General features: G+C 69.7%; 1 protein-coding gene. It reads left to right on the top strand.

Annotated elements, in window-relative coordinates; translation table 11 throughout:
* Nucleotides 1-24: 24 nt before the first annotated feature.
* On the top strand, nt 25-1,534 hold a 1,510-nt coding region (locus tag H505_RS0133345), incomplete at its 3' end, for a non-ribosomal peptide synthetase (protein WP_245592697.1).

Below are 1,534 nucleotides of genomic sequence, written 5' to 3'. Positions count from 1 at the left end.
GGTGTGTCGTGGACGTTCGCGGAGTTGGACGCGCGGGCGAATGGCGTTGCGCGTGGTTTGAGTGGCCGTGGTGTGGGTCGTGGGTCGCTGGTGGGTGTGCGGATGCAGCGGTCTGCGGACTTGGTCGCGACGTTGCTGGGGGTGCTGAAGGCCGGGGCGGCGTACGTTCCGTTGGACGTTTCGCATCCGGAGGAGCGGCTGGCGTCGATCGTGGCGGAAGCCGGTGTGTCGGTCGTGCTGACGGACGACGACGCGTTCGAGCCGTTCGAGCACGCTCCGGGTGTGGTCGTTTCGCCGGACGATCTGGCGTACGTCATGTACACCTCCGGTTCGACGGGGGTTCCGAAGGGGGTCGCGGTCACGCACGGCAACGTCGCGGCGTTCGCGCTCGACAGCGCGTGGCGCGATGACGTCGTGGAGTGCGTCCTGGTGCAGGCGAACCATGCGTTCGATGCGTCGACGTACGAGATCTGGGCTCCGCTTCTGCACGGTGGTCGGTTGGTGATCGTTCCGCCTGGTGAGGTGGACGCGGCGGAGCGCGGCAGGCTGATCGCGGAGCATCGGGTGTCGCATGTGGTGGCGCCGTCGGGGTTGTTCCGGGTGCTGGCCGAGCAGTCGCCGGAGATCTTCGGCGGGGTGCGGGAGGTGCTGACCGGCGGCGACGTCGTCTCGGCGGCGGCCGTCCGGAAGCTCCTGGAGACCCATCCCGACCTCACCGTGCGGACCACCTACGGTCCCACCGAGACGACGGGCTTCGTGACGCACCTGCCGTTCGCGTCGAGCGATCCGGTCCCGGCGTCGTTGCCGATCGGCCGTCCTCTGGACAACACGCGGACGTACGTCCTCGACGACTTCCTCAACCCGGTCGCACCGGGCGTGGTGGGGGAGTTGTACATCGCGGGCGAAGGCGTGGCGCGCGGATATGCCGGACGCGCGGCGCTGACGGCGGAACGGTTCGTGGCGAACCCCTTCGAGGGCTCCGGGCGCATGTACCGGACGGGTGACCTGGCCCGCTGGACGTCCGAGGGACGGTTGGAGTTCGGGGGGCGTGCCGACGAGCAGGTGAAGATCCGGGGTTTCCGGATCGAGCCGGCCGAGGTGGAAGCCGTCCTGACCTCCCACCCCGACGTGCATCAGGCCGTCGTCATCGCTCGCGAGGACGACCCTGGGACCAAGCGACTCGTCGGCTATGTCGTCGGCGAAGCGGACCTGGCCGAGTTGCGGGAGTTCGCGGCCGTCCGGCTTCCCGAGTACATGGTCCCGGCCGCGTTCGTCCCGCTGGACGCCGTCCCGGTGACCCGTAACGGCAAGGTCGATCGGGTGGCCCTCCCCGCCCCGGACTTCGCGGGACGGGCGGGCGGTCGTCCTCCGGCGACTCCCGGCGAGGAGGTCCTGTGCGGCCTGTTCGCCGAGGTGCTGGGCGTCGAGCAGGTCGCGGCGGACGTCTCGTTCTTCGAGCTCGGTGGTGACTCGCTCCTGGCGATGCGGTTGATCTCTCGTGTGCAGGCGGTGCTGGGTGCGGAGATCGGCATTC

This window comes from Actinomadura rifamycini DSM 43936, from assembly GCF_000425065.1.
Lineage (GTDB): Bacteria > Actinomycetota > Actinomycetes > Streptosporangiales > Streptosporangiaceae > Spirillospora > Spirillospora rifamycini.
The sequence above is the reverse complement of the archived record's forward strand: the minus strand, read 5'-3'. Positions and strand labels throughout refer to the sequence as shown.